Raw genomic sequence first — 22158 nt, 5'->3', positions numbered from 1 at the left:
ATGCTCTGGATTACATTTCATATCTTTCAATATTTGTAACTAATATTTTTTAATAATAGTTCATTTTAACTAGATATACAATGGATTACGCAAGCCTTATTAGTCTCTATTTACTAAAATTACCCCTTAATTCCGGTATGTAACAGGCATCACCGTTTCAGCCCATCATCAGGCCCATTTCAGCCGCAGCCTCTGCCAGAATCGCTGCATACTCCTCCAGTGTCTCCGGTGAAAGACGGCTGACCGGACCGGAAAGTGAGAGCGCCGCGACCACTCCCCCGGCACGCCCCGCGATAGGCACCGCCACTGCCGCCGCACCCGGTTCGCGTTCCTCGAAGCTGGTAGCATATCCGCAGCGGGTGATTTCCTTGAGCTGCTCCAGATACTGGCTCCGGTCTACAGCCTCCGGCCATGCCGGGTCGGCCAGCAGCCGGACCTGCACTTCCGGCGGCGCGTAAGCGGCCAGCACCTTGCTCGATGCGCCTACAGACAGCGGCAGCCTTGCGCCGATCTGCGCCACCCGGCGGATCGCCTGCCGGCTCTGCACGGCCTGAATGCGCACGCGCTCCAGATTGTCACGCAGATAGAGGCTGACCGTCTCTCCCAGACGGTCACGCAGCCGTTCCATCGCCGGCAGCAGCAGTACCGCCGGTTCATTCAGGGTCGGCAAATGCGTTGACAGCTCCCAGATGCGGATCCCCAGCCGGTATTTCTCCGTGCCCTCATCGCGCTGGAGAAAGCCCTTTTCTTCAAGCGTGGTCAGCAGGCGGTGCACCGTACTTTTATGCAGTCCAATCTTGGCGGAAATCTCCGTCAGACTGAGGTCATAATCATTATCCTGAGTGAAGCACAGCAATATATCCAGCGCACGTTCCACGGCGCGTACAGTCAGCTTCCGGTCTTCCACCCTGATCTCCCCTTCACGTGTTTCACCTATTGAAACCTGGTTACATTATTCTTCAGATCCATTCTATCTTAGTGCAAAAGTCCAAAGAAAGTCCAGCATATTCACTGTACGGTAAAGGTTGGGCCCCAGTTTACAGTTACATTACAAAACCGCTGAATTCATTGACTTTGTAAGGGCATAACCCTACGATTAAATATATGAAGTATTTATGCCCATACTATTTTTAGGAGGGGACCTTATGGATCTGGCAACAAGTCACCCCGGCTCGCCGGTCTCCCGTATGCCTAACGAGGATAAGCCTAATTCCATACCTTTAATTTCATTACGGATGATACGCGTTAAGCATATTGTTGTCTCTCTGCTGTTATCCGTGTTCTTCTTCTTTTTATTCTGCTTCATCGCCCTGCACGGTTATATTGCCTGGGTGCTCTCGAATCCTACTGTAGCCCCCCTCTACTCTAACCCTTATCTTGCTAAAGGGCTGGCGTATGAGGAGGTAACCTTTCCGGCGAAGGACGGCAGCCGTATCATGCAGGGATGGTATATTCCCTCAGAGGGGGCCACGAAGACCATTGTCTTCAGCCACGGCTACGGCGCTAACCGCGAGGAAAGCTGGGTTCCCATGTACGACCTGGCCCATTATGCGCACAGCCTGAAATTCAATGTGGTTATGTTTGATTACGGCTTCGCCTCCAAGGTCAATAAGGATATTGCTACCGGCGGCAAAAAGGAATCCCAGCAGCTCCTCGGGGCAATAGAATTTGCCAAGGACAAGGGTGCAAACGAAATCGTAGTCTGGGGCTTCTCCATGGGTGCGGGCACCGCGCTGCAGGCGGGTCTCGTAACCAAAGACGTGGATGCAATGATACTGGACAGTACCTTCCTGCTGGAGCCGGATACACTTTATCACAATATCAAGCAGAATATAGATCTCCCCCGTCAGCCTTCACTGGAGATTATGGAGCTGTTATTCCCGGTGCTGAACGGTACAGGGCTGAATCAGATTCCTTATGCCAAGGTGAAATCCGAGGACTATCCCTTCCCGGTACTCTTCATGCACGGTACTAAGGACGAGAAAGCCCCATATCCGATTGCCGAAGAGCTCGCCGCAAACCAGACCAACCTGTATTCCGATTCATGGATTGTGGAGGACAGCCATCATGAACTGCTGTTCCGCGAGCATCCGCGCGAGTATCTGCGACGTGTCTCTGCTTTCCTAGGAAATGTTCAGCTGGCCAAAATCAGCGGGGACAGCGGAAGTCAGGCCGCCAGCCAATAATATGTTGAATAAGCATGTGCAGATGTATTTCCTTATACAATCTGCGCATGCTTTTTGGTTTGTTCACCGTGCTCCCTTAATCCCTTCGAATCCCTTCACATAAGCGGCCCGTCCCGGTCATATAATGAAGCGTTGAAAATTCAGGACGGGAGGACTGCATGCTATGCAATATGTATCCGGTGCGCCGCTGCCAGTGCACATTCTAGGGGAAATCGCCTTCTGGAAAAAACAGGAGAAGGAACATGCCGGGTTTCTTATCCAGATCACTCCAGGTCTGGAGGAGCCTTATGTCAAGCTGCTCCAGGAATGGACGGTAGTCTTCATAGCTACGGAACAGGCGGCGTGTCACCTGCTCGGAAGTATACAGACTCCGGCCTTCGGCGGTCCGGGAACCCTTGCCGCCGAAACAGAGCTGCTGCTGCATACGGCCTGTGATCAGTCAAGTGAATTCATCCGGCAGCTGCAGGCTATGATGAAGGCCAGCAGTGCCGTGAGCGCCTCACCACTGGCCGAAAGCGCGGTGCAGCATTTCATCTGCGAATCAGAGTATTTCCTTGCCGTGCTTACGGCTCTGAATGCCCCGGAATACGGTGCCGGAATGATGCGGCAGAATCCTGTAGAGCAGGCTGAATCCGCTGCTGTCCCTGCCGTCTCCATAAGCGGAGACCCTCCCAAAGAAGCGGCGGCCCTGACGATCCCTCTATGGGAATCCCGTGATCTGGGCTCCGTCCCGATTGGCGGGCATACGCTGCCCCCGCTCCCCTATGCTTATAATGCACTGGAGCCTTACATCGATGAGAAGACAATGATGATACATCACGACAAACACCACCAGAGCTATGTAGACGGACTGAATAAAGCAGAGAATAAATTGGCGGAAGCCCGCAGGAACAACGATTATGATCTGGTTAAGCACTGGGAGCGGGAGCTTGCCTTCAACGGGGCCGGTCATTATCTGCATACGATCTTCTGGAATGTAATGTCCCCCCAGGGAGGCGGCCGCCCGTCCGGAGCACTGCTGGATGCCATAGAACGCAGCTTCGGAAGCTACGATGCCTTCAAGGCACAGTTCACTGAAGCGGCCAATAAAGTGGAGGGCGGCGGATGGGCCATTCTGGTCTGGAGTCCGCGCAGCCGCAGACTGGAGATTCTGACGGCCGAGAAGCATCAGAATCTGTCCCAGTGGGATGTTGTTCCGCTGCTGGCACTGGATGTATGGGAGCATGCTTATTACCTTAAGCATCAGAACAACCGCGCGGATTATATCCAGGACTGGTGGAAAGTCGTCAATTGGCCTTATGTATCCGAGCGGTACAGCGCCGCCCGTAAGCTGGTCTGGCAGCCTTTTTGAGGTCTGTCCCCAAAAAAGCCCGGCAGCCACTCGAAAGTGACTGCCGGGCTTTGTCTTGTATAAGCTCAGGGGATATAATTCCCGCGCTCTATTCTTTGATCAGTGCAAGAAACTCGGCCCGGGCTGCAGCATCCTCACGGAAAGTGCCCCGGGTCGCCATGGTAACCGTCTTGCTGCCGGGCTTCTTCACGCCCCGGGCACACATACACAGATGCTCTCCTTCGACGACCACCATCACACCGTGCGGATTCAGCACCTCTGTCATGATATCAGCGATCTGGGCTGTAATGCGCTCCTGCACCTGCAGGCGCCGGCTGACCGCTTCCACGAGCCGGGCCAGCTTGCTGAGTCCGGCAATACGTCCGCTGGGGACATAGCCAATATGCACTTTGCCGAAGAAAGGAGCCATGTGATGCTCGCACTGGCTGTAGTAGACAATATCCTTCACAATGACAAGCTCTTCGTGAGACTCGTCGAAAGTTACGCCCAGCGCCTCGCGCGGATCAATCGAATAACCGCCAAATATCTCTTCATACATCCGCGTGACTCTGGCCGGTGTTTCCAGCAAACCTTCGCGGCTGGTATCTTCACCGATCAATTCTAATATTTTCTCAACATGATACTCGATTTGCTCACGGTTTACAGAAACCTTCCCGTTCATGTACTCCTTGATGCTCCCCATGAAATCTCCCCCTTCCGCACCTGCAGCTGACTCTTATCTATTTCCCTTGCACGATTATTTCTTCTTGCGGGCCTGTCCTTTGGCTGCCGCTGGAGCACGCCCCGGCTGATTGCCGTTCTTCATCATCTGCTGGGCACGCTGCATCTGCTTTCCGTTCAGGTTATATCCCATTTGCTTAGCAACCTTCTGCAGCATTTCGGGATCATTCTGCATCGTTGTCATTTGTCTGCGCAGATAGTACACACCGATAAAGAATCCGCCAATCAGACCTACAACAAGCGTAATAATAGGCAATGCAATATTCATCTGTAGTCCACCTTTGTACTCTATTGTCTGGCAATGCCCCTTTTTAAGGCACGCGAATCTATCATAGCATTTCAACAACTGGACAGCAATTGGCAAATCCCGTGCTTCAGAAGAGATAGGTGCCGCTTAAGCCGGGCCCCGCCTGCTCCGCTTCCAGCTGCCGGCTTTTGATGCCCAGGCCCCCGGCATAACCGACAAGCGAGCCTCCGGCGCCAATAATCCGGTGGCAGGGTACAATGACCGGAACCGGGTTGCGGTTATTCGCCCCGCCGACAGCACGTACAGCCTGCGGGTTGCCGATTCTCACTGCAATATCCTTATAAGAAGCCGACTCCCCGTAAGGCACGCTGAGCAGAGCTTCCCATACCTGGCGCTGAAATACCGTCCCGCGCATATCCAGCGGCACACTGAAGCTCTGCAGCTGCCCGGAGAAATACGCCGCAAGCTGCCGCTCAGCCTCGGACAGACTGCCGGCATCCGCATAAATCTGTGCAGCGGGTCCCAGCTGCGCCTTCACCCAGCCTGCAATCGTCTCCGAGTTCGCTTCATAGGTGCCGAACTTGATCATACACAATCCTGAAGCTGTCGCGCATAGCGTCAAAGGACCAATGATTGAACTGATCTCCTTATAATAGAGTGAAGCTTCTGTCTCACTCTTCTCCAGCCGGTGATTCATTCTTCATCCGCCTCCCTCTGCTCCAGCAGCTTGTCCTGTGCCCGGTTCAGCATCCCCCGCACCGTAACATCCTCTTCCTTGTGCAGTGCCTGTTCCACGGCTGTAAGGGCTTCACTGCCGCCGATGCGCCCCAGCGCCCAGGCTGCAGTCCCGCGCATCTCCGGACGCGGCTCCTGCAGCAGAATCTCGGTCAGCTTCGGCACGGCAGAGGCTTCCTTGAAGTTGCCAAGCGCAATTACCGCATTGCGCTGGATAGGCTTCTTGCCCCGCCATGCAGCCGAGCTGCTGCCGAATTTCTCCTTGAATTCACGATTGCTCAGATCCAGAATGGGCATCAGCAGCGGCTTAACAATCTCCGGATCTGGGAGCAGCTGCGGACGGTGGTTCCAGTTCTTACCGCGGTTATGAGGACAGACAATCTGGCAGGTATCGCAGCCGTACAGCCGGTTCCCGATCTTGGTCATGTAGTCCTCACTGAGGAACCCCTTAGTCTGTGTCAGATAGGAAATGCAGGCCTGGGCGTTGAGCTGTCCCGGACCAACCAGTGCGCCGGTAGGGCAGGCATCAATGCATTTCGTACAGTCCCCGCAGCCTTCCTGCACCGGCTGGTCTGGAGGAAGCGGAATATTCGTCACCATCTCCCCCAGATAGATCCACGATCCCCACTTGGGGGAGATAATCGCGCAGTTCTTGCCGCTGAACCCGATGCCCGCCCGCTCTGCAACCGCACGGTCTACAAGCGCGCCTGTATCCACCATACTCTCCAGTACGGCATCCGGAACACGCTCGCGGATGAAGTTCTCCAGCTTCGCCAGCGCTTCACGGAGTACATGATGATAGTCCTGCCCCCACGATGCCCTGGCCAGTATGCCTCTGCGTGCACCAGGTTCAGACTTGGGCGGATCCTCCATTTTGGAGGGATAGGCTACAGCAATTGCAATAATAGAGAGCGGCTTCTCTCCTGACTTCAGCGCCGGAACCGTCCGCTTGTCCAGATCAGGCTCCTCGAAGCCCGAGTCGTACCCGTTGTCCCTATGTTCCTGCAGGATATTTTTTAAATATAAAAACGGCTCTGCGGTGGTGAACCCGATATCGTCAATACCGAGCGCCGGCGCAGCAGCCTTGATTGCAGCCTTGAGATCCTCCCACTTGGAAGGCGGCGGAGCATAAGGTGACTGGAAGTTAGAATTCATTTCCGCCTCTCCTTTGTTGATATGTCTATACAATAGTCTTACAAAACTCTCATCTTAGCTACAGGCCACCAGATCAGGGATGCCTTCCCCACAATGCTCTCCTGTGCAACAGCGCCGAAATAACGGCTGTCCTTGCTGGCCCCGGCATGGCGGTTATCCCCCATCACAAAGTAGGTGCCTTCCTGCACAGTCATTTCGCTGAAATCCGGATCTTCAATTGCCGTATCGATATAGGGCTCATCCACTACCTTACCATTGACGTAGAGCTGCTGGTCCCGAACTTCCACTATATCACCGGGAATACCTATAATCCGCTTAACCAGATACTCCTTACGGTCCGGTCCGTTACTGGGGTCATGCAGAACAACAATATCACCCCGGCCCGGATTCCCGAAGCTCAGTGCAATCTTATTAATAATCAGCTTCTCCCCCTCATAGAGGGTAGGCTGCATGGATTGGCCTATTACAGTAGATACATTGAACACAAAAATATTAAGCAGTGACATTATTGCGAATACGATCCCCGCGGTGATGATCCACTCCCGCATATCCCTAAGCCAAATTCTTCTTGATTCCAGTTTGGACTTGTTATGGGTGACGGATCTGTATCTTTGCTTGCGGCTCCGCATGAATACTTCTTCAAGCTCCCGGTTCATAGGCCACCTACTTGCTTCGATTGGGTTTATAAGTCCATAACAATAGAAAAGCATATCTTCCGCCCATTTGCAATGCAATGGACACTGGGAAGATATGCTTTAGTATAATGAAACAGACTATGCAGATATGACCTTATTCTAAAAGTCCAGCCCGCAATAGTTCTCTACTCTACCAATTGTTTCCGCTTACAGCACCGGTTCAAAGTAAATTACCCGACAATGCTCAACTTGCGTACCGATTTGAAGATCTGGTCCTCACCATAACCCATGGCCTCATACAGCGGCAGTGCGAAGGAATTGTGTTCATCTACTGCTACAAAAATACCACTGACCTTACGCGCCTGGAATCTGTGTTCCATCGCCGATACGAGACTCTTGCCGACTCCTCTGCGGCGGTATTCAGGATGGACGGCAATGCGGAAATAACAGCCGTGGTTCTTCTCAATCGTACCAATCAGTGCACCGATGATTTCTCCTTCATCCTCTGCAACTACAATGAGATCTGAATCCCATGAAAGCTGCCTGGAGAAGGGCTCGATCGTGCTCTCGAAACATTCTTCCGATAATGCGGTCTGCAGCAATTCAGTCACTGGAGTAACATCGCTTAATTGAAAGGAACGAACGTGCATACTTAAAAGTCTCCCTTTTCTATGGCTTAGAATTTTACAAAAAGAAGGAGTTTCCATAACAGTATAAAGAGGAAAAAAGCATCAAAAACCGAGGAATACCTGCTTTTAAATCTATTAAAGCACACTTTTCTCGCGATATCATCAATTTTCTTTTGAAAGCGCTTGATATAAAGCGTTTTCAATGAATATTGTTTCATTTTTACATGATTTAGGAAATTATGCCGGCTAAAAGCCCGTTCCTGGGGAATTTATATAACTTTAACACAGCCTTAACATATGTAGTGAGCTAGGAAAGGAAAAAGACTTTTTAAACACTAATGTTTGTTTAATGTTGCATTATTGTTCCAGATACGCTTTAATAATAGTATCTCAACGGATCTTTAACCTACAAGCCGCATCGGAAATAAGGGGTTTTGACGTCAAGACCGCCAAAATTCTTTATGTATACAAATTCTAATATACTCAGGAGGGATTTTTCCATGGCATTTCAATTACCGGCACTTCCTTATCCAAACAACGCTCTTGAACCACACATCGACGCTTTGACGATGGAGATTCATCATGACAGGCACCATAACACTTATGTGACGAACCTGAACGCCGCACTGGAAAAAGCACCTGAACTGCAAGACAAGAGCATCGATGAGCTGTTGACTGACCTGAACGCTGTACCGGAAGCTATCCGTACTGCTGTTCGCAACAACGGCGGCGGACATGCCAACCACACTTTGTTCTGGGAAGTTATCGGACCGAACGGCGGCGGCGCACCAACAGGCGCACTGGCTGCTGCAATCGACAGCGAACTGGGCGGATTTGATAAATTCAAAGAAGACTTCGCTACTGCAGCTACTACACGCTTCGGCAGCGGCTGGGCCTGGCTCGTCGTGAAAGACGGCAAGCTTGCTGTTACCAGCACACCTAACCAGGACAACCCGATCAGCGAAGGCGCAACACCAATCCTTGGCCTCGATGTATGGGAGCATGCTTACTACCTGAACTACCAGAACAAACGTCCTGACTACATCAAGGCGTTCTGGAATGTAGTGAACTGGGAAGAAGTCGGCAAACGTTACGAAAGCGCGAAATAAAGAACTGCGGCTGTGATACCGCAGCATTATGGTATAACAGAACCGGGAGCACCCTTGTGGGTGCTCCCGGTTTTTTGTGCTGCTGGGGATGAAGCAGGAAGTATCTTGAAATCAATTGTAGATCTGTTGCACTTAGTACAATCAAATCTTGAATATCCGGGCTTATTAGGGCTGCTATTGTATTCTGTACAACAGAATCTAGTCTGAAGCGCTTAACCGAACCTATTTGCAGATTTCTATTGCACAAACTGCATTAGAACAGTCCCCAGACCGTCCCCTGACCCAAATCTAGTGTACAAAGTGCAATCCCCCGGATGAATGCTCACTATTCTGCGGATGCTCACCTTGTAACGGATGAATCCGGTTATATTTACGGTTAGATATAGAGTGAACTTATGAATCTACCTTGCTGTGCTGGCGAAATCCTGTATCAACAAGGGTATCGTCCTGCTGTACAGGGGGCCTCAGTTATCGGACTTCCCCTCCTGCTCATCAAAATAAGCGTTGAGCAGCTTGAGGAATACATTGGGGAAGGCATAGTTAGCCATGTCGCCGCGATTGATCCAGCGCACTGCGCCGGCATCCTCGGGATTACCGCCTCCGTCCGCGAACCGCTCCGCCGGGGCGGGCTCTTCCGCGAATAGATCGGCGGGAACGGACGCGGTGAGCCCGGCGTTGTACACGCCGGGGCTGGTGCCGGCGGCGGAGGAGGCGGCATAGTCTGCAGCGGCAGCCGGATCAGCCAGGCCGGAGGCTGAGGCGCTGCCCGGATCAGCCGGGCTGGAGGCTGCGCCGTATGGAACCCGCCCTTCCGCAGCCAGCGGCAGGGCCGGGGCCTCTTCTTCCCTGCAGCGGTACACCTGCAGGGTCCAGACAATATGGCTGAATGTATGCTCCGCAGCCATCCAGTGCCCCTCAGGCCGGGCGAAGATCCCGGCCTGAAGCAGGGACCGGCGCAGCCGGTCCTGCGCTGCCGTCTCCGGCAGCAGCGCAGCGGAAGCGCCGCCCTCTGCAGGCGGCGCCGGCCAGTGCGGCAGCTCCCACATGCGGGCAAGGAGCCCGCTGGATGGCCGCTGCCGGATGAGCACCCGGCCCGCGTGCCCGCCGCGGCCCTCTATCAGGGCTGCCAGCCGCTCTTCCGGGCGCGGCGGCTTGGCCTTGGTCTTGACGGGCAGCGAGGTCTCGCAGCCCGCGAGGCGCGCTGAGCAGTGCTCCATCACCGGGCACGGAAGACAGCGCGGTGATTTCGGCGTGCAGATCAGCGCTCCCAGCTCCATCAGCGCCTGATTGAAGTGCGAGGCTTCCCCTTCGGGAATCAGCTCTGCCGCCAGGCGCTCCATTTTGATGCGGGTAGGGCCTTTGGCAATATCATCCTCGATCAGGAAATAGCGGGACAGCACCCGCATTACATTGCCGTCTACCGCGGGCTCCGGCCGGTTGAACGCAATGCTGAGAATCGCTCCTGCAGTATATGGCCCCACGCCCTTAAGACTGAATACAGCATCACGGTCATCGGGAACCTGCCCGCCGTACTCATCCTTCACCTGCTTCGCCGCATGCTGCAGATTCCGGGCGCGTGAATAGTAGCCAAGCCCCTCCCAGCATTTCAGTACATCTTCCTCCGGCGCATCGGCAAGCGATTCCACCGTAGGGAACCGCTCGATGAAACGGTTGAAATAAGGAATAACCGTATCGACTCTGGTCTGCTGCAGCATAATCTCCGAAATCCAGATGTAATACGGATTGCGGTGGCGCCGCCACGGCAGATCCCGCTTCTGCCCATGGTACCACTCCAGCAAATTACGGCTGAAGTACAGCTTGGCTTCCTGTTGCTCTTGCTCTTGCTGTTCATCTATAGTCATCATTAAACTCCTTGCTTCTATATTGAATGTATCTATTTGCCTTGCTTCTATATTCACTGTATCTATTTTCCGCGCAACAGCTCAGTTCACCCGCTCCACCACAGCAAAGGCTGAAGCCAGATCCCCGCTGTGCGTAATAGCCAGATGGATGGTAGGGCGGCTGCCCGGCAGGAGCAGCCGGTCCCAGGCTGCCTCCGACAGTGAAACAACCGGTTTACCCTGGCTGTCCGGCAGGATTTCAATATCCTGAAATCCCACCTTTGCACCGATCCCGCAGCCCAGCGCCTTCACCACTGCTTCCTTGGCGGCAAATCGCCCGGCAGCGAATTCCGCAGCCTTGCCCTTCCGCCCTGCGGCCAGTTCAAGCTCACGTTCTGTAAGAATGCGCTGCAGAAATCCGCTTGCCTGTCCTCTTGACAGCAGAGCCGCAATCCGGCGGATTTCCAGCACATCATTTCCGATTCCGTAAATCACAATTTCCACTCCTTAGCTGTACAGGTATTCCGCAGTTACTGTAAGAAGCCGCCTATCCTTACCTGCTTTAATAATGGTATGATCTTCATAACCATTATCCATAAATATTATAAATTATAGCCGTATAAATTACTTTCTGCTATCTTAAGAAGAAATAACATGCCTTTCTTGCACTTATACATCCTACAAACCGTTTCAGATTATATAGAGAGGGGATTTACCCGATGACCCGTAATTTCCAATTGCCCGCAGGAGAAGATTCTGTGCTTCGCTGCTCGCATTTCCCGGCCCGTGACAAGGCTAAGAGTCTGATTGTTATTGCCCACGGTTACAAGGGATTTAAGGACTGGGGGATGTTTCCTTATGCTGCGGCAGCCCTCAGCCAGGAGCATGAGGTCATTACCTTCAACTTCTCACATGCCGGAATCGGCGAAGATCTGCAGAATTTCACTGAACTTGAGAAGTTCGCCCGCAATACCTACAGCCGTGAGATCAAGGATATGGAGATCCTGCTCTCTTATCTCAGCCAGCACCACAAATTCGGCAGCCTGCCGGTATTCCTGCTGGGCCACAGCCGCGGCGGCGGAGACAGCCTGCTGTATGCGCTGGACCATCCGGGAGAGATCACCGGAGTGATCTCCTGGAACGGCATTACTGACCTCGATCTGTTCACGGATGAACAGAAGCACGAGATGAAGCGCAGCGGCCGGACCCATGTGCTTAATGGCCGGACCGGCCAGCAGATGCCGCTGGATGCCGTGATCATAGAAGACCTGGAACAGCATGCTGAACGCTATAACCTGCTGGAACGGATGACCGCAGCCAGCTTCCCGGCGGTTCTAATTCAGGGAAGCCAGGATAGTGAACGGCTGCGCCGGGGATCAGAGCAATTGACCGAACTCCGCCCGGATATCCGCTGGGTACAGATTCCCGGCGGCAACCACACCTTCGGGACCGTGCATCCGTTCGAAGGGGCTACCCCGCAGCTGGAGGAGGCAATATCCGCCTCCCTTGAGTTTATTAACCAAATCCTGGCCGGCTAAGCTTCCAGGCATACTGCGGCCTTATCTCCGATGATGAAAACCAGAACCGCCGGAAATTCTGCGAACACATGCAGCTTCTCCGGCGGTTCTTTTATCCTTTTGACTGCTTATATTCCAGGGATGGCGTCCCGTTTATGCCCCGTTCTGCGGTAGTAGGCTTCAAGCTTCCCGGCGACCTCGGAAGTCACCGCTTTGCCCTCCAGATAATCACTGTTGTCATCGTAGGTGATCCCCAGCTCGGTTTCATCCGTCTGTCCCGGCCAGAGGCCGGCTGTCGGCGCTTTGGTCACGATATCGGCCGGCACGCCTAAGGCTGCAGCCAATTGCCGCACTTGGCGTTTGTTCAGCGAAGACAGCGGTGTAATATCTACCGCACCATCGCCCCACTTGGTATAGAAGCCTGTAATGGCTTCGGAGGCATGATCTGTTCCTACTACCAGCAGATTGTTCTCGAAGGCCAGTGCATACTGCATAACCATCCGTGTTCTCGCCTTCACATTTCCTTTGCCCTGATGGGTGATATGGCGGTGCTGTCCCAGCGACTTCAGGCTATGCTCCACCTCCAGCGCAATCTCATTTACAGCTTCTTCAATATTAGTCTCCACTGTATGTGTCAGCTCAAACGCCTTGGCCACCGCATAACTGTGCTCAATATCCTCCTGCTCGCCGTAAGGCTGGAATACACCCAGTGTAATATACTCTTTGCCTTCTTCTGCAGTCAGCTCGTCCGTGGCCTGTTTGCATAGCCCCGCAGCCACTGCACTGTCCACGCCTCCGCTGATGGCAATCAGCAGCCCTCTGGCACCCGCCTGCAGCGCATACGCTTTCAGGAAATCCACACGTTTGCGTATTTCCGCCCCGGTATCAATCACAGGCTTGACCCCCAAGGCCTTAATAATCTCTTCCTGCATACCCACTTACCGCACCTCGTTTCTTATAACTTGATTTGTCTGAAGGGACTGATGTGCTTATATATTCAGAAAAAAATCCCGCATGAGCCTAGCCTCCGGCTGATGCGGGAATATACATAATATTAATTGAACTTACTGGCACAGACGATTGAAAACGTCCTTCAGCTCAGCAGCAATTTCAGCAGCTGAACGGTCTTCAACGCCGTGACGTTCGATGAAATGAACCAGCTCGCCGTCCTTCATCAAGGCAATGGATGGTGAAGATGGCGGGTATGGTGCGAAATACTCGCGGGCCTTAGCTGTAGCTTCCTTCTCCTGGCCGGCAAACACCGTGAACAGGTGATCGGGGAGAATTTCGTTCTGCAGCGCCTGGGCTACACCGGGACGGCATTGGCCGGCGGCACAACCGCAAACGGAGTTAACGACCACAAGTGAAGTTCCCTTAACGGCTGGAAGAGTTGCTTCAACTTCATCCGGAGTCAACAGCTCCTGAAACCCGATACTTGTCAGATCATCGCGCATAGGCTGAATGGAATCCTTCATATATTGATTAAAAGACATGGACATTTCTCTGCACTCTCCTTTACCCTTTGAATAGTTGTCAGAACCCGGACAACGTCGCCGCGTTACTGCACTACTTGCTAACTTTATTATACATACATACTCTGCGAAAGCAAGAGAAGCAGCCTGCTCCCGGGCGTTATCCGCGCAGCAATATAACGCATAGTTACTGCTTCGGTTCCTTACGAATAGACTTGAATCTCAGCGGATTCGTCCTTTGGCTCAAAGGGAATTGTAACGATGACCGAGGTGCCTTTTCCCACTTCGGACTCCACATGGATGGTTCCGTTATGCTTCTCGGCGATGCTCAGGCATAGTGACAGTCCAAGTCCTGTGCCCTGGCTTTTGGTTGTGAAGAACGGGGCGAACAATTGCTTCAGCTGGCTCTGCGGGATACCGCTTCCCGTGTCCGTAATGATCAGCTGTGCGGTATCTTCATGCTCACAGGTCTCCAGCGTTAACACCCCCTTGGCATCCATTGCCTCCATACCGTTACGGGCCAGATTGAGAATCAGCTGCTTGATCTCCCTGACATTCAGCCGCAGGAGCGGCAGCGACGGACTAAGCTTCAGCTCAACGCTCTGGCCGCGAAGATTGGCATCCGCCCAGATTAAGGGGGCAAGCTCCTCCATAATCAGATGCAGCTGCACCATTTCCTTGTCCGATACACGGCTCTGGGCCAGCGATAGAAAGTCATTGATGATACTATTGGCCCGGTCCAGCTCCTCCATTACAATATGGTAATAGGAGTGCAGGTCGTCCGGGCTCTTTTCCCGCATCAGCTGCAGGAATCCGCGCACTACCGCCATCGGGTTGCGGATTTCATGGGTAATTCCGGCCGCCATCTGCCCGACCAGCGTCAGGCGTTCGACATTATCAAGCTCGCTGCGGATTTTCTCCTCTTCCGTAAGATCCTGTATAATCATGACAATGCCGCCCGGAACACCGGACTCATGCTGTAACGGCGCCGTGAATATATGATAAGTCATGGAATCATACTTGATTTTGGTATTGGCACGCTGCCTGTTCAGCAGGATCCCCCGTAAGCGTTCATAGATTTCCTGATCCATGCTATGGCCAAAGACCCGGTCTGCCGGCTGGGATAATATAATCTCTCTGGTCAGATGGGGGCAATGACGCTGAATCAGGCTGAGCATGTATTCATTCAGCTCCGTCACATATCCATTGTCATCAAATGACATAATATTCAGAGGCACCACATTAGTAATCTGCTGGAGCTTCTCCGATTCCCACTGGAATCTCTCGGAGATACCTTTCATCCGTTCGTTGACCTGCAGCCTGTCCCAGGCCGTTTCAATATATACAATAAACAGTCCGCCCAAAATAACAGCCGTTAATAAATACACCCCTACCAGAATCGCATCCGTGGGGGGTGTGTTGAAGATGCTTTGTCCCTGCATCTTAGGTACAATTACAATAAACAGCATACTGGGAAACAGAGTACCCCATAGCATGCCGACTTTTTGGATTAAAGAGGCACTCTTGAAGGGCTTGGCCATACCAAACAACAGCGGATACAGCAGTACCCCCGTATTTAATATGAGATGATCAAATCCTGAGGGAACCGAGAATAGTACAGTGCAAAAGATGAAATACATTGCCAGGTAAGCCCCTGAACAAAAAGTCCCGTACAAGATCCCTATATACGCCGGAAGGATAGCCAGATTCAGATACACTACTCCGAACATTGTAGTCGACAAGGCCATACACAATGTAACCCCGAGTGCACAGCATATTATCAGAAAAGTCTGGTCATCCGGAAATCTGCGGTTTCTGCGTGTGAAATGGCCCTGGTCCAACCGCCACTGAAACAGAAACAGGAAGGTGCACGCAGCCGATATTTGCAATAAAATATCCTTAACCGCATGAATAATCGCAATCACTCCCCAATTTGGACAAAATACCCTTTTCCCTTAGATTAAAGCACAACCGCGCACTCCTGACAACGATAATCACTTCAAGCCTCTCCGGGTCTGGCTACACTCCGGCCGGAATGGTATGATGCCGTTAGCAGAGTGTTGCCACATGTAAAGGAGCAGATTTATGAGTAACTATGATGTAATCGTTATTGGAGGCGGGCCGTCCGGATTAATGGCCAGTGTAGCTGCAGCTGAGCACGGGGCCGCTGTATTGTTGGTTGATAAGGGAGCGAAGCTTGGGCGGAAGCTGGGCATCTCAGGCGGCGGACGCTGTAATGTTACCAATATCAAGGAAACCTCAGAGCTGATCGCCCATATCCCGGGCAACGGCCGTTTTTTATACAGCTCGTTCGATCATTTCAACAACCGGGATATTATCGAGTTCTTTGAAGCACTCGGTATCGCCCTGAAGGAAGAGGACAACGGGCGGATGTTCCCTGTATCGGACAAGGCTGCAAGTGTTGTCTCTGCGCTGATTGGCAAAGTACGCAGTCTCGGCGTGCAGATTATGACGGACAGCCCGGTGCGCGAGGTTATATATGTAGAAGGTGCTGCCACAGGAGTGCGGCTGGAATCGGGAAAAGCCTTCAGTGCCGGGGCCGTTATTATTGCCACCGGCGGCAAATCCGTACCGCAGACCGGCTCTACCGGTGACGGATATCCGTGGGCGGCGGCTGCCGGACACACGATTACGGAGCTGTTTCCGACGGAGGTTCCGATCCTTTCAAGGGAAGAATGGATTAAATCAGGCGAGCTGCAGGGCTTATCCCTGCGTGATGTCAGCCTGACCGTCTGGAATCCCAAAGGCAAGAAGGTGATCTCCCACCGCGGAGATATGATCTTCACCCATTTCGGGCTGTCCGGCCCGATTGCCCTGCGCTGCAGCCAGTTCCTGCGCCAGGTTCAGAAGAAATCAGGAACAGATACCGTAGAGCTGTCTATCGACCTCTTCCCCGACCTGTCCCCGCAAGAGGCAGAGTCCCTGCTGCAGAACAAGCTGGAGCTGGAGCCCAAGAAGGCCATCCGCAATTCACTGAAGGGCCTGCTGCCTGAGCGCCTGATTCCGCTGCTGCTGGCCAAGAGCGGGCTGGACGGCGAGCTTACAGGTCATCACCTGCCGCGGACAGGTCTCCAGGCGCTGGCTGCCCTGCTGAAGCGGATGCCGGTTCTTGTATATGGAACGCGTTCCCTGGCAGAAGCATTTGTAACTGGCGGAGGAGTAAATCTGAAGGAGATTGATCCCAGAACAATGGAATCGAAGCTTACGCAGGGCCTGTATTTCTGCGGCGAGATTCTGGATATTCACGGATATACCGGCGGGTATAATATTACGGCTGCCTTCTCGACCGGATACACAGCAGGGAAACATGCTGCTGCGCAGCAGCACGGATAAGCAGCTGCTGCGGTTTAAACACAGGTAAGCCTTCCTCCGAAATTGCGGAGGAAGGCTTATTCTATGTTATCTGGCAAACCGCATGACACTGAAAATACGGCCGATCCAGATGGCTGCCGCAGCGCCTACCGGTATAAAGAGCAGAAGCCCCCACCAGCCATACGCGGGGATGCAGACAACGGCTGCACACAGGACCGCAAACGGCATTAATAGAATCGGCATGGCCTTGGAACCGGCATCCGCCTTCTGCGCTTTGGTGAACGGCAGAATACCGATGTATTCATCCCCGGAGAACAGCAGCCAGAAGGAAGACAGCCAATACGCCATCAGTGTTGTCAGGATGGCAAACAGCAGCCACTTCAGAACGACCGGCACAATAAGGATGGCCACAAGTGCCACGCCGGTAAACGACAAATACAGCTTGAAGTGGGCCGGATTGCGCAGCATCGCTTTAACCGCTGCTGCTGAGAAGCGGCTCTCCGGTTCCTTCGAGGCCAGCAGCGGCTGCGACTTACGGAAGATCCACGGCTTGTACCGCGTAGGCCGCGGCTTATCCAGCACACCGCGCAGCAGAATCGCAGCAATCCTCATCCGCTGCTTGTAGTCCTCACGCACATCGTTCATGAAGGTGCCGCGCAGCCGCAGGCGGGTCCTGAATGCCAAGGCTGTCACCACGGTGAATCCTCCGGCAGCGATGAACAGAAGGACCGGGCTGTCCTTCCAGAGGATAGCCAGGCGCAGATAGACTCCGCAGGGCACGGTGACTGCCGGAATCAGCCACAGCCAGCGGCGGAAGCCCTGCCGCTGTACCTTGACGATATGGCCCAGCAGCTTGACGGACCAGCTGCAGGTTATCGTCAGCGCGAGCAGCCCGTAGGCCCCCGCCGCACTGACTCCGAAGCCCTTGATCAGGAACGGCAGCAGAATGGCAAAGACCGCTGCCATCTTCAGCGTAGTTACCGCAAGGCTATAGACCATACCCCGCAGGATAATGGTGCTGATCCAGTTCTGCCGCTGTCTGAGGAACAGCGAGTCGCCTTCCTGCAACAGCAACACGACTCCTCCGGTAACAAGCAGAATGGCCAGAAGCGCAGGTATAAGCATATATGGAACGGAGCTGATCCACTCCGGCATCTCCCCATTCCAGTAACCATAATAGAATCGCCCTCCCAGCAAGCATCCCGGGATAAGGATATACAGCAGGACTGTCCAGTCCACAGCTGTACGGATGATGGTGGTCTGCTCACGGAAGTGGGAAATCAGCCGGCGCCGGAAAAGAGCCGCAGCCGTAGGAAACGCAAATGAATTCCTGCTCATGCTAATTCGTCGAAGCAATCAAACAACGACCCCTCCGGCAGTCCGGCATCCACGCGGATTTCTTCCAGTGTACCTTCAGCGGCAATTTTACCTCCGGAGATCAGAACGAAGCTGTCACAGATTTTCTCGGCGGTATCCAGCACATGTGTAGACATCAGCACGCCGGCTCCGCGTTTGCGCTCCGCTTCAAGCAGGCGCAGGAAATCCTTGGTTGCCCGGGGATCAAGCCCGATAAACGGCTCGTCCACAATGTAGACGTCGGGCTGGACCAGGAAACCTAGCATCAGCATCATCTTCTGCTTCATGCCCTTGGAGAAGCCGGCAGGCAGATCATTGCGTACGCCTTCCATGCCGAACTGGATCAGCAGCCGCTCCGCCGTAGTTTCAAAGGTTTCATAGCTTAGACCATAGGCTGCAGCCGCAAGATCAAGATGCTCCCACAGCGTAAGATCCTCATAGAATACCGGTTGCTCCGGTACATAGGCGTAGGATTTGTTCTCGCCGCCCAGCTTCACCTTCGCCTTGGCGTGTTTCAGCAGACCGAGCAGAGTCTTGATCGTTGTGCTTTTGCCGGCCCCGTTCGGTCCGATTAATCCAAGCAGTTCGCCCTTGCGGACCTGAAAGGAAATCCCTGATATCCGTATATCTCCGGCTTCGTAACCGGCTTCCTCAATAACAACATCAAGCACGATATCCTCATCGTCTTCACGCTCTTCGTAATAATTCGTAATCTGGTCCATATAACTCTCCATCTCCTAGCACTCGTTCATAGTAATGCGATCATAACACCATAGACGGTCCTATGCTGCAAGAATTTTCACCCCAGCTATCTGTCAGCTGCCTTGTCTCTATATCTCATTATACAAATTACCGGGAACAGACCTCAAACCCGCGCTGGAAGCCGCTATATCTTTCTTCGCTACAGCTTAGGCACAGAACATCATGTGAAAATCATGTGAAATCTGCAGCATCAATGCACCTTCAAAAAATTGTTTGATTTTTAATAATTAAAAGTGTGCTTATTGTGACAAATGACATGTTCTTCATTCCTGGTTTGAAGTAATGTAAAGCTAGATCAGGAAAAGCAGTATTCCAAACCGTGCGGGGAAGCCCGTACGATTAACAATAGAGGTGGAGAAGCATGATACAATCCTATGAACGCGATACTCAATTGACACTGCATTTGTACAGGGTTTTTGCCAAATCTTTCAAGAGCATTAACGAACATGCCGTTACCGGCAGCAAAATTGAAGGTTTCAATCCGACAGCCTTCGCCGTTATGGAGGTCCTCTATTATAAGGGGCCACAGCCTATCCAGCAGATTGGTGCCAAGCTGCTGCTGCAGAGCGGCAATGTCACTTACGTAATCGACAAACTGGAAGAACGCGGCTACCTGCAGCGCAAGCCTTGCCCAAGCGACCGCCGTGTGATTTTTGCCGAGCTCACTACAGAAGGTGAACGACTGATGAACGAGATGTATCCGAAGTATTCGGAACGCCTGCATCTTGCTTTCAGCGGACTGAGCGATGAAGAGAAGGAACAAATGATTATTCTTCTGAAGAAGATGGGCCTGCAGGCCGAGAAGCTTTCCCCGCTTCCACGCAAATAAGCGTAGTTGAGGCAGATGCGGTTGTGAAACTATTCACTATTCCGCGTAATAAGCAAGTAATAGTAAGACGGCTGCGCAATCCTGATGGATGGCGCAGCCGTTTTGTTATGAATGGGCAGGCTTGAGAATTATATTATAGCTTGGACGCAGGGCTTCCCTCCTGAATGGATGGCAGCCCTTTATTAAGACCTGCAGAAATAACCAGAGAGGCCACAGCGAAGACCGCCATCACCATGAAAAGCGAGTGCAGGCCACTCTCCAGCGCACCGTGCAGACTGCCCCAGGCTTCAGCAGACAGTGTGCTCCCGCTATGCGGGTTAAGGAGCTGGTTGATATCAGCCCCCGAAGCAGCAGCTCCGGGCTGCTCTGCCAGCTTGCTGTCAATGTTGTAGTTCAGCCAAGACCCGAAGATCGCCACACCCACCGTCTGCCCGAGTGAACGGGTGAAGGTATTCAGGGCAGTTGACGCACCGCGCTGCTCATGCTGAACAGAGGACTGGGCGATAATGGTGAAGACTGTCGAAGCATAACCGAAGCCCACGCCGCAGAACAGCATCAGAATCAATAACAGCAGCTGGGACGAATCCCCGTTCATCAGGGTTAGCCCTACTGCTGCAATAACAATGAGCGACAGCCCCAGCATCCCTGTACGGCGGGTACCCGCGCGCAGAATCATTCTTCCGCCAGCGATGGAGCCGAGCATCCAGCCCACCGACATCGGTGCGAGCAGCAGGCCCGAGAGGGCCGCACTTTTGCCGAATACGCCCTGCACCCACAGCGGCACATACGTAGACAGTCCAATAATCAAAGTGCTGACCAGCAGGTTCGCTCCTGTAGATACAGCGATATTGCGGATAGAGAACAGCTGGAGCGGCAGCATCGGCTCAGGAGCACGGCGCTCCACGAACAGGAACACGGCCAGCAGCACCGCAGCACCCGCCAATATAGCCAGCAGCAGCGGAGAGTTCCAGGCCAGACTCTGCCCACCTGCCGTAAGTCCAAAGAGCAGCGCTCCCATTCCTGCCGCGAACAGCAGCACTCCAGCCACATCGATCTTCGTCTTGCGCCGGATCTTCTCTTCCTTCAGATACCGGGAGATGAATATTATAGAGAGCAGTCCAAAAGGCAGATTAAAGACAAACACCCAGCGCCAGCTCAAATAATCGACCACATACCCGCCAAGCAGCGGTCCTACGAGAGAGGAAATGCCCCATACCGAGCTGAGCAGCCCCTGGGTCTTCGCCCGTTCCTTAATGCTGTAGATATCCCCGATAATGGTAAAAGTCATAGGAATGAGCGCACCCGCTCCGATCCCCTGTATCCCCCGGAAAATAATCAGCTGCTGCATACTCTGCGAAATTCCGCATAACAGCGAGCCGGCCAGAAAGACCACTGCTCCGCCAATGAACACAGGCTTGCGGCCAATCAGATCACTTAACTTGCCAAAAATAGGCGTCGTAACCGCCATAGCCAACAGATAAGCGGTAAATATCCAGCTGAGCCACTGCATTCCCTGAAAATCGCCGACAATGGCCGGTCCCGCCGGTCCCGTGACCGTCCCTTCAATTGCTGCCAGAAAAGTGGCCAGCAATACTCCAATTAAAATTAACTTGCGTTCAGTTTCACCTGGTGACTTCAACGAATCCAAATCCTCTCTCTATGTTCTCAGCCCCGCACTTTCTCTCCTTGCAGCAAGGAATACATCCTTACATCCTGATAGCCGGAAGCCGTATGCCGGTACTGCCGAAGCAGCCCTTCCTGCCGGAAGCCGAGCCTTGTAATCAGCTTCTCTGCCCGGATATTGTCAGGATGGCATAAGGCTTCAATCCGGTTCAGCCCCATACTGCCGAAGCCGAAATCCAGCATAAGCTCCATCGCTTCCCGCATATATCCCTGCCCCATGGCAGCAGGCGACAGCTCGAAACCGATCTCCCCCCGGTAAGCACCTTCAAGCTGCCAGTAATTATAGCCGCAGCTTCCGATAACCTTCCCTTCCGGTCCCAGAATGCTCCAGCGCAGGCTTTCTTCTTCCCGGGCCATTTGTAACAGCAGAGCAATCAGCGCCTCCGCTTCAGTAGCAGAAGACAAGGGAGGCGCGTCCAGCCAGGGCGCAACCCGGGGATGGCACCAGATCCCGAACAGCGCTTCTGCATCTCCGGCAGCCATGGCGCGGAGCCTTACTCTCCGGCCGGTTAATTCAGGGATTACTCCACCGCATATATACATCCTCCCGTCCCCTTTCCATCCTTATTAGTATACATCAGGTGTAAGCATTCCCTTA

General features: G+C 53.2%; 20 protein-coding genes and 1 pseudogene. 6 read left to right on the top strand and 15 right to left on the bottom strand.

Features of this window, described 5'->3' with window-relative positions; genetic code table 11:
- Positions 1 to 157: 157 nt before the first annotated feature.
- Positions 158 to 907, bottom strand: coding sequence for an IclR family transcriptional regulator (locus PBOR_RS03070; protein ID WP_042210406.1), 750 nt, complete (start codon positions 905 to 907; stop codon positions 158 to 160).
- 280 nt (positions 908 to 1187) lie between these two features.
- Here PBOR_RS03070 and PBOR_RS03065 point away from each other — a divergent pair, with 280 nt between their 5' ends.
- Both PBOR_RS03065 and PBOR_RS03060 read left to right on the top strand, forming a co-directional pair.
- Positions 1188 to 2186 (top strand): alpha/beta hydrolase, encoded by a 999-nt coding sequence (locus PBOR_RS03065; protein WP_042218852.1) that lies wholly within the window; start codon positions 1188 to 1190, stop codon positions 2184 to 2186.
- Positions 2187 to 2349: 163 nt separating this feature from the next.
- Positions 2350 to 3537 (top strand): Fe-Mn family superoxide dismutase, encoded by a 1188-nt coding sequence (locus PBOR_RS03060; protein ID WP_042210405.1) that lies wholly within the window; start codon positions 2350 to 2352, stop codon positions 3535 to 3537.
- Between the two features lie 88 nt (positions 3538 to 3625).
- Here PBOR_RS03060 and folE read toward each other — a convergent pair whose 3' ends face one another.
- From folE to PBOR_RS03030, 5 genes and pseudogenes are all read right to left on the bottom strand, one after another.
- A complete protein-coding gene (gene folE / locus PBOR_RS03055) occupies positions 3626 to 4219 on the bottom strand; it encodes a GTP cyclohydrolase I FolE (protein WP_039308661.1) in 594 nt (197 codons plus the stop codon).
- Between the two features lie 54 nt (positions 4220 to 4273).
- A complete protein-coding gene (locus PBOR_RS03050; RefSeq protein ID WP_042133331.1) occupies positions 4274 to 4525 on the bottom strand; it encodes a YneF family protein in 252 nt (83 codons plus the stop codon).
- A 106-nt stretch (positions 4526 to 4631) separates the two neighbouring features.
- Positions 4632 to 6394, bottom strand: a pseudogene (gene queG, locus PBOR_RS03040) (tRNA epoxyqueuosine(34) reductase QueG).
- Positions 6395 to 6432: 38 nt separating this feature from the next.
- Entirely contained in the window at positions 6433 to 7050 is a 618-nt protein-coding gene (gene lepB / locus PBOR_RS03035; protein WP_081971889.1) for a signal peptidase I, read from the bottom strand.
- Positions 7051 to 7259: 209 nt separating this feature from the next.
- Complete coding sequence (locus PBOR_RS03030; protein ID WP_042210400.1) at positions 7260 to 7679, bottom strand: GNAT family N-acetyltransferase; 420 nt, start codon at positions 7677 to 7679, stop codon at positions 7260 to 7262.
- 479 nt (positions 7680 to 8158) lie between these two features.
- On the opposite strand from PBOR_RS03030, the gene PBOR_RS03025 reads away from it, so the two are divergent.
- A complete protein-coding gene (locus PBOR_RS03025) occupies positions 8159 to 8767 on the top strand; it encodes a superoxide dismutase (RefSeq protein WP_042210399.1) in 609 nt (202 codons plus the stop codon).
- A gap of 464 nt (positions 8768 to 9231) precedes the next feature.
- On the opposite strand, the gene mutY is transcribed toward PBOR_RS03025, so the two are convergent.
- Positions 9232 to 10629, bottom strand: a complete 1398-nt coding sequence (mutY, locus tag PBOR_RS03020; RefSeq protein ID WP_042210397.1) for an A/G-specific adenine glycosylase — start codon at positions 10627 to 10629, stop codon at positions 9232 to 9234.
- 81 nt (positions 10630 to 10710) lie between these two features.
- A complete protein-coding gene (gene acpS / locus PBOR_RS03015; protein ID WP_042210396.1) occupies positions 10711 to 11103 on the bottom strand; it encodes a holo-ACP synthase in 393 nt (130 codons plus the stop codon).
- A gap of 224 nt (positions 11104 to 11327) precedes the next feature.
- Between acpS and PBOR_RS03010 the strand changes: the two genes are divergently transcribed.
- Positions 11328 to 12146 carry an alpha/beta hydrolase family protein gene (locus tag PBOR_RS03010; protein ID WP_042210395.1) on the top strand — a complete coding sequence of 273 codons (819 nt, stop codon included), beginning with the start codon at positions 11328 to 11330 and terminating at the stop codon, positions 12144 to 12146.
- A gap of 107 nt (positions 12147 to 12253) precedes the next feature.
- Here PBOR_RS03010 and nadE read toward each other — a convergent pair whose 3' ends face one another.
- The 3 genes from nadE to PBOR_RS02995 all read right to left on the bottom strand — a co-directional run bounded on the left by nadE (position 12254) and on the right by PBOR_RS02995 (position 15522).
- Positions 12254 to 13063 (bottom strand): NAD(+) synthase, encoded by an 810-nt coding sequence (gene nadE, locus PBOR_RS03005; RefSeq protein WP_042210394.1) that lies wholly within the window; start codon positions 13061 to 13063, stop codon positions 12254 to 12256.
- A 126-nt stretch (positions 13064 to 13189) separates the two neighbouring features.
- Complete coding sequence (locus PBOR_RS03000; RefSeq protein WP_042210393.1) at positions 13190 to 13624, bottom strand: BrxA/BrxB family bacilliredoxin; 435 nt, start codon at positions 13622 to 13624, stop codon at positions 13190 to 13192.
- Between the two features lie 176 nt (positions 13625 to 13800).
- A complete protein-coding gene (locus tag PBOR_RS02995; RefSeq protein ID WP_245648013.1) occupies positions 13801 to 15522 on the bottom strand; it encodes an ATP-binding protein in 1722 nt (573 codons plus the stop codon).
- A gap of 160 nt (positions 15523 to 15682) precedes the next feature.
- On the opposite strand from PBOR_RS02995, the gene PBOR_RS02990 reads away from it, so the two are divergent.
- A complete protein-coding gene (locus PBOR_RS02990) occupies positions 15683 to 16951 on the top strand; it encodes a BaiN/RdsA family NAD(P)/FAD-dependent oxidoreductase (RefSeq protein WP_042210392.1) in 1269 nt (422 codons plus the stop codon).
- A 66-nt stretch (positions 16952 to 17017) separates the two neighbouring features.
- Here PBOR_RS02990 and PBOR_RS02985 read toward each other — a convergent pair whose 3' ends face one another.
- Together PBOR_RS02985 and PBOR_RS02980 are read right to left on the bottom strand one after the other, a co-directional pair.
- On the bottom strand, positions 17018 to 18268 hold the full coding sequence (locus tag PBOR_RS02985) for an ABC transporter permease (protein ID WP_042210391.1): 1251 nt from the start codon (positions 18266 to 18268) through the stop codon (positions 17018 to 17020).
- A complete protein-coding gene (locus PBOR_RS02980; RefSeq protein WP_042210389.1) occupies positions 18265 to 19008 on the bottom strand; it encodes an ABC transporter ATP-binding protein in 744 nt (247 codons plus the stop codon). The genes PBOR_RS02985 and PBOR_RS02980 overlap by 4 nt, the downstream gene beginning before the upstream one ends.
- A gap of 401 nt (positions 19009 to 19409) precedes the next feature.
- On the opposite strand from PBOR_RS02980, the gene PBOR_RS02975 reads away from it, so the two are divergent.
- Positions 19410 to 19877 (top strand): MarR family winged helix-turn-helix transcriptional regulator, encoded by a 468-nt coding sequence (locus PBOR_RS02975; RefSeq protein WP_042210387.1) that lies wholly within the window; start codon positions 19410 to 19412, stop codon positions 19875 to 19877.
- 133 nt (positions 19878 to 20010) lie between these two features.
- Here the strand turns inward: PBOR_RS02975 and PBOR_RS02970 are convergent, their stop codons facing one another.
- A complete protein-coding gene (locus PBOR_RS02970) occupies positions 20011 to 21468 on the bottom strand; it encodes an MDR family MFS transporter (protein ID WP_425415513.1) in 1458 nt (485 codons plus the stop codon).
- A 74-nt stretch (positions 21469 to 21542) separates the two neighbouring features.
- Complete coding sequence (locus tag PBOR_RS02965) at positions 21543 to 22103, bottom strand: GNAT family N-acetyltransferase (protein ID WP_042210385.1); 561 nt, start codon at positions 22101 to 22103, stop codon at positions 21543 to 21545.
- Positions 22104 to 22158: the final 55 nt, after the last annotated feature.

This window comes from Paenibacillus borealis (genome assembly GCF_000758665.1).
Taxonomy (GTDB): domain Bacteria; phylum Bacillota; class Bacilli; order Paenibacillales; family Paenibacillaceae; genus Paenibacillus_AQ; species Paenibacillus_AQ borealis.
Note: the sequence above shows the minus strand (reverse complement) of the source record. Positions and strands in the feature narration are given on the sequence as shown.